This window comes from Streptococcus oralis (assembly GCF_001579025.1).
Taxonomy (GTDB): domain Bacteria; phylum Bacillota; class Bacilli; order Lactobacillales; family Streptococcaceae; genus Streptococcus; species Streptococcus oralis_X.
The window spans coordinates 1,273,627-1,284,064 of sequence record NZ_KQ970235.1; the positions used below are offsets into that span (position 1 = coordinate 1,273,627).

Below are 10,438 nucleotides of genomic sequence, written 5' to 3' on the forward strand. Positions count from 1 at the left end.
GGGAGCTAAACCTAGCTTCCCACCAAAGACTTCTGCAATGGCTTGGTGACCCAAACAAATCCCTAGAATCGGCTTCTTACCTGCAAAGTCACGAATCATGTCTTCCATCTTTCCAGCATCAACTGGCCAACCTGGACCAGGAGAAAAAACCAGACCATCTGCTTTTTCAGCTTCTTCATATAGCTTGGGATCATCATTTCTCAAGACCTGTACTTCTGCAAAATTCCCGATGTATTGGGCCAAGTTATAGGTAAAGGAATCATAGTTGTCAATCAATAAAATCATGGTCTTAGTTCTCCAATTCTAGTCATAGATTTTGCCTTGTTAATGGTTTCTTGGTATTCATTTTGAGCGATAGAGTCATAGACAATCCCTGCCCCAGCCTGCACATAGGCTGTTTGATTTTTGAGAATCATAGTTCGAATAGCGATAGCGAAATCCATATCACCAGTCGCAGACAAGTAGCCGATTGCTCCTGCGTATACGCCCCGTTTTTCTGTTTCCAGTTCATAGATACGTCTCATTGCTCGAATCTTTGGAGCTCCTGAAACTGTTCCAGCTGGAAGTGTTGCTTTCAAGGCATCCATGGCAGTGAGTTCGGGAAGCAAACGCCCCTTGACCACACTGGTCAAATGCATGACGTAGCGGAAAAGCTCCACTTCCATATACTTGGTAACATGGACACTGGCCGTTTCGGAGATGCGACCAATATCATTACGCCCCAAGTCTACCAACATTCGATGTTCTGCTGTTTCCTTCTCATCGGACAGGAGGTCTGTAGCCAAGGCCTTGTCCTCTTCATCTGTAGCTCCTCTTGGTCGTGTACCGGCAATCGGATTGGTTGTAACGATGCCATTTTTGACAGAAACCAAACTTTCAGGACTAGCTCCGATGATTTGATAATCCCCAAAGTCATAGAAATAGAGGTAATTAGAAGGATTAGTCACGCGGAGATTTCTGTAGAAGTCAAATGGATTTCCAGTAACTTCTGCTGAGAAACGCTGGCTGAGCACGCACTGGAACATATCACCATTACGAATCAAGTCACGAGCGGTTTCCACCATTTGCTCAAACTTCTGAGGGGCGATATGGGGTTTGAAGTCCAGTGGAGATAGATCCAAGTCTTCAAATTCATTTGAAGCAGGGATGTGTAATTCCTCCAGCACTTGGTTCAAGGCTGCTTCCAAATCTTCTTGACTACGTTCGCTATAAAGAGCATCTTCGATGACATGGATTTTTTCCTTCTTATGGTCAAAGACCATGTAGCTCTCATAGACGAAGAAATGCATGTCTGGAGTCCCAATGGTATCTTCAGGGATTTGACCGATTTCTTCATAGAGCGAAATCATATCGTAACCAACAAAGCCAATGGCTCCCCCACCAAAAGGGAGGTCTGAATGGTGCTGACTCTTATGAGTCACTTCATAAAGGAAATCCAAAGGATCCCGATCAATCACTTGACCATTTTGATAAAGGACTCCGTTTTCAAACTGAATCTCAAAAACAGGATTATAGGCTAGGATAGAAAAACGAGCGGTTTCCTTGTCTCTCGGAATACTTTCTAAGATCACCTTGTGTTGCCCTTTTAAGCGCATATAAGCCAAGATTGGTGATAAAACATCTCCATGAATGATTCGTTCCATTGTAATTTCCCTTTCAGTTCTATTTCTAGTCCGTGGCGATTGTATGAAAAATCCCCACGCAAAATAACTTGCGTGAGGACGAAATTCGCGGTGCCACCTCAATTATAGGATTTCTCCTATCTCTCATTCCTGTCTCAGAACTTTCCTATAACAGGCTGTGCGATAAAGGGCACTCCCTTGAGAATTATGTTTTCTTCTCTCGTTTCAGATAGACCCAACCTTACAGCTTTCTCTGCCTGTTTCCAGCAACCACAAGCTCTCTGTGAGAGAAAAGACTGTAATTTTTCCATCTTTTATTTTTTAGCTTCTAGGTAGTCTGCAATAGCAGCTACGTCCTTGTCTCCACGACCAGAGACATTGATGATGATAATGTCATCCTTACTAAGTTTCGGTGCACGTTTAACCGCTTCTGCGATAGCGTGCGAACTTTCGATCGCTGGGATAATTCCTTCTGTCTTGCTTAGAAGGAGCAGGGCTTGGACAGCTTCTTCATCTGTCGCTGCCACATATTCCACGCGACCTGAATCTTTAAAGTAGGCGTGTTCTGGGCCAACCCCTGGATAGTCCAAACCAGCTGAGATAGAGTAAACTGGCGCCAGCTCTCCATCTTCCTTAAAGACTGCATAGGTTTTCATTCCGTCAACAATTCCGACACTACCTTTTGTCATAGTTGCTGCGTGCTTGTCTGTATCAAGCCCATGCCCAGCAGCTTCAACCCCAACCAATTTGACTTCTTCATCAGCCACATACTGCGAAAAAGCACCGATGGCATTGGAACCACCACCTACACAGGCAATAACGTAGTCTGGCAAGCGTCCTTCTTTTTCTAAGATTTGACGACGAGATTCTTCACTGATGACCTTTTGGAATTCATGAACAATGGTAGGATAAGGATGAGGGCCTACAGCAGATCCCAAAACGTAGAAGGCTTCAAGGTCATTCATCCATGCTCCAAAGGCTGCATCGACCGCGTCCTTGAGAGTTCGAGTTCCCGTTTCAACCGCGTGAACAGTCGCTCCCATCATCTCCATGCGGAAGACATTGAGACGTTGACGCTCCACATCCTCTGCTCCCATGTAGACATCACAGGCCATACCAAACTTGGCTGCAGCCGCTGCTGTCGCAACACCGTGTTGACCAGCTCCTGTTTCCGCAATAACACGTTTTTTGCCCATACGTTTAGCAAGAAGAATTTGTCCTAAAACGTTGTTGAGCTTGTGAGAACCAAGGTGGTTCAGGTCTTCACGTTTAAGATAAATCTTAGCTCCACCTAAGTGTTCTGTCAAACTTTCCGCAAAATAGAGTGGTGTTTCGCGACCAGAATAATCCTTCAAGTAATGGCGAAATTCTGCCAAAAATTCTGGATCATCCTTGTACTTGTCAAATGTCACTTCCAACTCATCCAACAAAGCCTGAATCGGCTCCGGTACAAAACTACCACCAAATTGTCCAAAATATCCTTTAGTTGTCATAAAATTTTTCCTCTTTCAGTATTGATTTCAAGATATGAAAAAGCCCACACACAGATTGGATTCTGTGTGAGGGCGTTAGTAACGCGGTGCCACCTCAATTATAAAGGGACTATCCCCTTTACATCTCTACCTTGTCTAACAACAAGTTGCACTGTAAGGTGTGCGCACCGAATTTTCATTGTTTCAAATTCATTTTTAAAATCAGCCCACTTTCACTACTTTCAACCACCTGTTCACAATCACCACAGGCTCCCTGAAGATCAAAAATAGTTACTTTTCTGATTTGTTGAGAATATTATATGCTATTGTCCGCTTTTTGTCAAGATTTTTTATGATTTTTTTCCAGAACCGAGGATTTCTTCGGAAATTCTCACCAAAGTCTGAACGATATAGTCTACTTCTTCATCGCTTAATTTAGTGTGAAGAGGAAGCGTAATTTCATTTTCAAAGAAGGCATAGGATCTTGGATAATCTGCCATATCAAAGCCAAGATTCTTATAGGCTGTCAAGAGCGGAAGCGGTTTGTAGTGAACGTTACTTGCAATTCCTGCTTTGGCCAATTCTTGGATGATAAGATTGCGTTCTTCTAAACTTGCTCCTTCTACATGGGTGATGTAGAGGTGGCGTGAAGATTCGACAGTATCAGTCTTGTGTGCAAGTGGGTGAATACGAGTACCCTCAAAGCCACGATCATAGCGGTCCACGATGTCCTTACGACGTTGTAGCAAAGCTGGGTAACGGTCCAATTGTACCAAACCAAGCGAAGCCATGATATCCGTCATGTTGCACTTGTAGGCTGGTGTAACGATATCGTATTCCCAAGAACCCAATTGCATCTTGGCAAGAGCATCTTTAGTTTGACCGTGAAGGGATAGGATTTGGAATTCCTTGTACATTTCTTCGTCGTCAATCGCTGGATTGGCTTTCCAAGTCGCACTTCCTCCCTCAGCTGTTGTAAAGTTCTTAACAGCATGGAAAGAGAAGGAAGTGAAGTCAGCAATAGAACCAGCTGGTTGTCCTTTGTAAGTAGATCCCAAAGCATGGGCACTATCAGAGACAATCACAATACGGTTAAAGGCCTTTTGCCACTTGCTAGCAGCTGTAAAGAGGTCACGTTTTTTCTCCACGACTTGGAACAAACGGTCATAGTCGCAAACAATCCCTGCAAGCTCTACTGGGATGATAACCTTAGTTTTCTCAGTGATAGCTTGCTCAAGCAAGTCATAATCCATCTCAAACGTATCTGCTTGGATATCCACCATGACAGGGGTCGCTCCTACGTGTGTGATGACACTACATGAAGCTGTATAGGTCATAGCTGGAACAATGACTTCATCTCCAGGTCCCACTTCCAAAACACGTAAAATCAACTCAAGAGCGGCTGTCGCAGAGTTGAGGCAGACAGTCTTAGGTGTCTGTGTGTATTGAGACAAGCGACGCTCCAGTTCTTTTGTCTTCGGACCTGTTGTGATCCAACCAGAGCGCAGGGTATCCGCTACTTCAGCGATTTCAGCTTCGGTAATATCGGGTGGTGAAAATGGAATATTGTAATTTGGCATTGATTTGCTCCTTTTATCTGTACTCATTTTCTCATGACTACTTTATTTTAGCACTTCAAACACGGTTTGAAACATGATTTTGATGTCTCCAAGGAAACTAAACTCTCGGAGATAAGCAAGATTATAGCGCATCTTTTCAGGAAGGACATGCTCTACATAAGCTTGGTCAACTGACAGACCTTTCTCCGTCATTTGACTGATGATGGTGTCCTCATCCTTGTAGTTGATACTAGCTGGAGAGGTGATTCCGGCTGGTAAGAGCAAGGTCGCCATCATTTCAGGACTATACTGCTCGGTGTAACGTGGCACCTCAGGTCGTGTACCGACAAAAGACATCTCGCCTTTAAGGACATTGACCAGCTGAGGCAGTTCGTCCAAGCGCACACGGCGAATGAAATTTCCCACTTTGGTAATACGACTATCATTGGCAGAAGTCACCAGACTTCCTTTTTTATCCGCATCCGTTACCATGGTACGGAACTTCCAAATCTTGAACGGACGGTTGTACTGGGTCACGCGCTCTTGCTTGTAAATGACAGGTCCCTTGCTATCCAACTTGATCCAAATGCTCAAGATAAGAAAGACGGGAGAAGTCAAAAGTAGCAAAAACAGGGCCAGAACCCAATCCAGGCAACGCTTGAAAACCAGCGAACCCTTCCTTTTAGAGACAAGCTGGTAGTAAGACTTAACCTCGCTTGATTGCATTTCCACGGGTAGGTCTTCCCATTTCAGCATGCTGTTTCTCCTTTGTTTTTATTATACTATTTGTCAACATTTTTCATTATACCACAAAATGGAAAAGGCGGTGCAAGAAATCTGTGATTTAGAGGAATTCTTCTTTATGACATGGCCCCTGCCTGTAAGCTATACATCTTGTGATAGGTTCCTTCCAAGGCCAAGAGTTCCTCATGGGTTCCACTCTCGATAATGCGCCCCTTGTCCAAGACATAAATGCAGTTGGCGTCCTGGATGGTCGAAAGACGATGAGCGATGGCAATTGTTGTCCGTCCCTGTCTCATTTTAGCTAGGGAATCTTGAACCAAACTTTCTGTTTCAGAGTCAATATTGGCTGTCGCTTCATCCAAAATCAGGATTTTAGGCTGACTGGCAACAGTTCTAGCAAAGGCAAGAAGCTGGCGCTGTCCAGTAGAAAAGCTCGAACCACGCTCAGACACAGGTGCATCATAACCCTGTGGAAGCTCCTGAATAAAGGAATCTGCATCCACAAAGGCAGCCGCAGCCTGTACCTCTTCATCACTAAGATCTTGGTACATGGCGATATTGGACTTGATAGTCCCGTGATAGAGGAAGGGATCCTGCAAGACCAGACCGATGTTTTTTCTCAATTCTTGCTGGCTGTAGTCCCTAATATCCACACCATCCAAGAGAACTCGGCCTGACTGAAATTCATAAAAACGCATGAGGACATTGATAATCGAAGATTTCCCCGAACCTGTATGTCCTACAAAGGCAATGGTTTCGCCCTTGTTAACCGAAAAGGAAATATCATCCAGAATCTGGTGTTTGCCGTCATATGAGAAACACACATGTTCAAAACGGATATTGCCCTCTTTGATTTTGGCTTGCCCATTTTCTTGAAGAGGCTCATAGGTCCTCTCATCAATCAAGGCAAAAACACGACCTGCAGACACCATGGACGTTTGAAGGGTTGAAAAGTTCTGCGTCACCTCAATCAAGGGGTCAAAAAGGCGGTTGATGTACTGGATGAAGGCATACATGGTTCCGGCCGTTATCCCGATAGAAAGACCACGATAGCCAAAGTAGGCCATCAAGACTGCATAACCTAGGAGTTTCAGCAAACTCATGGCAGGTCTCAAAAAGAGGGCATCCAAGGCCACAGAACGGTTGGCATAGACCAAGTGTTCTTGGTTAATTTCATCAAATTCTGCTTGCAGGCGCTTCTCTTGATTAAAGGCCTGGATAATCCTGATTCCCTCAATGTTTTCTGCCAGCTTACTATTGATATCCGACAAGAGACTTCTGGTTTTCTCGATAATCTTGACTGACTTTTTCCGATAGAGATTGACCAAAAGGAAAATCAAGGGAAGAAATAGCAAAACTAAAGCTGTCAAACGAAAATCCAGCACCAACATGGTATACAGAGTTGTCAGAAAGATAAAAACTGCTGAGATAAAGCTGGATAAAATCCCTGAAAACATATCACTGATGGTCTCGGTATCATTGGTCAAACGAGAAACGATGGATCCTGCTGGCGTCTTGTCAAAATAAGACATGCCCAGTTTTTCCATATTGGCAAAGGCATCCCGACGAATATCTCTGACAATACTGTAGGACACCCGCGCAAAGAGAAGATTTCCAACATACTGAACTAGAGTTTGCAGGAGATAAAGACCATAGTAGACCAGCAAAACGGTCACGGCCAGTTGATTAAGATTGCTGAGGTACTGGTCGATAAAGTGGGAAGCCACAAGGGGAATGACACTTTTAATGACCGTCGTCGCAAGGAGAAAACTGAGTGCCAAAAAGGTCAGGAGGCCATAGGGCTTGAGATAGGACATCAAGCGCTTCAATACAGCCCATTGTTCTTTCTTATTCTGCATCTTCTTCTCCTTTCATTTCCAATTGCTGAGACTGGTAGGTTTGGGCATACCAGCCATCCAGAGCTAGCAAGTCATCGTGCGTGCCCCGTTCAATGATTTGGCCATTTTGCAGGACTAAAATCAAATCTGCATGGACAACCGCACTGAGACGATGGGCTGTAATAATGGTTGTCTTATCCTTCCTCGTCTCCTTAAGATTGTCGATGATCGCATACTCAGTTTTGGCATCCACGGCGGACAGGGAATCATCTAAAATCAAGATATCAGGGTCTAGAATCATCGCCCGACTCATAGCCAGACGTTGCTTTTGACCACCTGAAAGACTGACTCCCTTTTCACCGATCAACGTATCAAAGCCCTGAGGCATGTCCACAATATCTTGGTAAACTTGTGCTAGCTTGGTCGCTTCCTCAACTGCTGAAAGGGGGAAGTTAGGATTACCGAAGCGGATATTGTCTAAGATAGAGGTCGCAAAGAGAAACTGATCCTGAGGGACATAGCCCATGAGACTGCGAAGGTCTGTCAGACGATAGTCCCGAATATCATGACCGTTTAGATAAATAGCTCCCTTATCCACATCGTATTCTCGCAAGAGAAGTTTAATCAAGGACGTTTTCCCAGAGCCTGTCTGCCCGACTAAGCCTAGGGTTTGCCCTTTTTCCAGACTAAAGTGAACATCCGTCAGTGTCTCCTCATTTTCAAAGGCAAAGCTGTCAATGGCGTACTCCAAACGTCCATTTTCAATACTATCCAGAGGAAACTCAGGGTCTTTTACAGGTGATTCCTGAGATAAAAGATCCTCAATCCGTTGGTAAGAAACCTTCCCTCGCTGAGTAATATTAAAGAGGAAACCGATAGCCATAAGAGGCCAAACTAGCATATCCAAGTAGCTAATAAAGGTGACCAGATTCCCAACCGTGATTTGCCCTTTCTGAACCATCAAAGAACCGACCAAGAGAGTTAAAACATAGGACGAACCAACAAACAAGAGAACCATGGGGTCAAAGAGACTGTCGTATTTCATGGTTTGGAGGTTCTTTTGGAAGGTCAATTCATTGACCGCTTGAAAGGACTTCAACTCATCCGCCTGATAACCGAAAGACTTGGTCACCTTGATACCTGATACAGACTCCTGTACCTTGTTATTGAGTTCAGAAAAGGCAGCTTGTGACTCACCAAAGGCCTTGTGGGTCTTTCTCCCTAGACGACTGGTTGCATAAGCCATAAAAGGCAAAGGCAGAATGGCAACCAAGGTCATTTGCCATGAAATGCTAAAAAGCATGGTCAGCAAGGTCACCAGAGCCGTGATAGAGGCATCCACTGCTGACATGACTCCGCCACCTGCGAGACGAGTTAGGGCATTGATATCATTGGTGGCGTGTGCCATCAGGTCCCCTGTCCGATATGTTTGATAAAAGGCTGGCGACATCTTGGTAAAATGCTCAAACAAGCGAGACCGCATAATCTGCCCCAGACGGTAGGAAGTCCCAAGGATATACATGCGCCAAACATAGCGCAGATAGTACATCCCAAAGGCTGCCAGCAGTAGATAAACTAGATTAAGAAGGAGATCCTGCTGGGTTAATTGCCCCGATGTGATGGCATCAATTACCCGTCCCATGACCATGGGGGGAATAAGGTTGAGGACGGAAACCAAGACCAAGGCCACAATCCCAACTAGATAACGGCGCTTTTCTAACTTGAAAAACCACCAGAGTTTTTGAATAATGGACATAAAATCCCTTTCTGATTGCAAATGGAAACCTGAGGCCAAGACTCAATGAAAATCAAAGAGCAAACTAGGAAACTAGCCGCAGGCTGCTCAAAGTACTGCTTTGAGGTTGTAGATAGAACTGACGAAGTCAGTAACCTACATACGGCAAGGCGACGTTGACGCAGTTTGAATTTGATTTTTGAAGAGTACAAGACCCCAGGTTTTTCTTATTCATAAGTTACGACTGAGACGACACCCTTGTCATACTCAGCGATAAAGATATTGGCCACATTGTCATACCCTTGTTTGCTGAGGTTATCAAGCAGCCATTCTTCGCTCCGACCAATGGTCTCCAAAATTTCAACTTGGATCACACCGTCTGTGACAACAGGATACTTGGGATTCTCATCTCCCATTTGGACTACGATGAGTTGACCGTTTTGCTCCTGCATAGCGCGTTTGACTTGTTTCATTTGGAAAATTCCCTGGCTACGGAGCTTAAGAGCTACATCCGCTGCTGATAAACCAACCGAACGGCAGGCTTCTGGATCAATCTTCCCATTTTTGATAAGCAGGGTTGGCTTCCCATCAATCAAACGTTTTACAAAATGAACATTGTTGTTCAGCCATTTGAGAGTCAAGACCAGAATGGTCCACATGATCAAGATAACTGCATACTGAAGGATACTGATAGCGCTATTGTAAATCACCCCACCGATGATCCCCCCGAGTACATAGTTCTGAATTTGATCTATCGCTGAGTTAGGCGCTAGGTTGCCCTTCCCTGTCACATTGATTACAAAAACCAGAGAAAAGAGACCCAAGGCTAGTTTGATTAAAATTTCGATATAATTGAGTGTCATTTGTTCACCTCCACCAGTTCAATTGCATCTGTTTTATACAATTCCACTTTCTCTAACAGGTACTTGTCTGGCTCACTTCCATTCAAAGCACGGTAATAGCGATCTCCTACCTTGATAAGTGCGCCATCAGTGTCGGCAGAAGTATTGACATAAACCTCTGACTTGTCTACTCCCAATTCTTTGGAAACAAGCTCGATGAAATGAAGTGAAGCTTGAAATTTATTATTAGATACTTGATTGTTTTGGTAAGTCGAGATACTAATCAAAAGGAGAGCCAGTAAGGTCAAGGCTGAAATCATGACCAACTCACGAAATTTGGTCCCCTTTTTATCATGATAAGCCTTGAAAGCTAAAAATCCTGTCACAGCTAATAGGACAATCCCTAAACCAATCATGATGCCATTTTGCTGACCGATTTGGCTGAGGACATAGTCATAAGAATAGAATTTCATGTATTTTCACTCCCTTTCATAAAATCATTCTTAATTATAAACGAAAGAGGGTGATTTTTCAAACCATACGTTGGGGAAATGCGCCTTTTTTTGGTATAATATAGTCTGTAATCTGAATGAAAAAGGTAACTTTATGAAACTCATATCATGGAA

General features: G+C 44.1%; 9 protein-coding genes and 2 other annotated features. All 9 genes read right to left on the reverse strand.

What is annotated here, in order from left to right:
- A partial coding sequence (locus SORDD27_RS10355) for a glutamine amidotransferase-related protein (protein ID WP_231069311.1) occupies positions 1-285 on the reverse strand: 285 nt, incomplete at its 3' end.
- Entirely contained in the window at positions 282-1,643 is a 1,362-nt protein-coding gene (trpE, locus tag SORDD27_RS06080; protein WP_061427971.1) for an anthranilate synthase component I, read from the reverse strand. The genes trpE and SORDD27_RS10355, both read right to left, overlap by 4 nt.
- A gap of 71 nt (positions 1,644-1,714) precedes the next feature.
- Positions 1,715-1,940: a binding site (T-box leader), on the reverse strand.
- Entirely contained in the window at positions 1,937-3,115 is a 1,179-nt protein-coding gene (gene trpB, locus SORDD27_RS06090; RefSeq protein WP_061427972.1) for a tryptophan synthase subunit beta, read from the reverse strand. Its footprint overlaps the feature before it by 4 nt.
- A gap of 65 nt (positions 3,116-3,180) precedes the next feature.
- Positions 3,181-3,405: a binding site (T-box leader), on the reverse strand.
- Positions 3,406-3,444: 39 nt separating this feature from the next.
- The gene (locus SORDD27_RS06095; RefSeq protein ID WP_061427973.1) at positions 3,445-4,674 is read right to left on the reverse strand and encodes a DegT/DnrJ/EryC1/StrS family aminotransferase; all 1,230 of its coding nucleotides are present in this window, start codon (positions 4,672-4,674) and stop codon (positions 3,445-3,447) included.
- Between the two features lie 42 nt (positions 4,675-4,716).
- Positions 4,717-5,409 carry a sugar transferase gene (locus SORDD27_RS06100; protein ID WP_061427977.1) on the reverse strand — a complete coding sequence of 231 codons (693 nt, stop codon included), beginning with the start codon at positions 5,407-5,409 and terminating at the stop codon, positions 4,717-4,719.
- A gap of 104 nt (positions 5,410-5,513) precedes the next feature.
- The gene (locus tag SORDD27_RS06105) at positions 5,514-7,256 is read right to left on the reverse strand and encodes an ABC transporter ATP-binding protein (RefSeq protein ID WP_061427979.1); all 1,743 of its coding nucleotides are present in this window, start codon (positions 7,254-7,256) and stop codon (positions 5,514-5,516) included.
- Entirely contained in the window at positions 7,246-8,991 is a 1,746-nt protein-coding gene (locus tag SORDD27_RS06110) for an ABC transporter ATP-binding protein (RefSeq protein ID WP_061427981.1), read from the reverse strand. Before SORDD27_RS06110 ends, SORDD27_RS06105 begins: the two co-directional genes overlap by 11 nt.
- Positions 8,992-9,197: 206 nt before the next feature.
- Positions 9,198-9,833, reverse strand: coding sequence for a DUF421 domain-containing protein (locus SORDD27_RS06115; protein WP_000174434.1), 636 nt, complete (start codon positions 9,831-9,833; stop codon positions 9,198-9,200).
- Entirely contained in the window at positions 9,830-10,285 is a 456-nt protein-coding gene (locus tag SORDD27_RS06120; RefSeq protein ID WP_049505604.1) for a DUF3290 family protein, read from the reverse strand. The genes SORDD27_RS06115 and SORDD27_RS06120 overlap by 4 nt, the downstream gene beginning before the upstream one ends.
- Between the last annotated feature and the right edge of the window lie 153 nt (positions 10,286-10,438).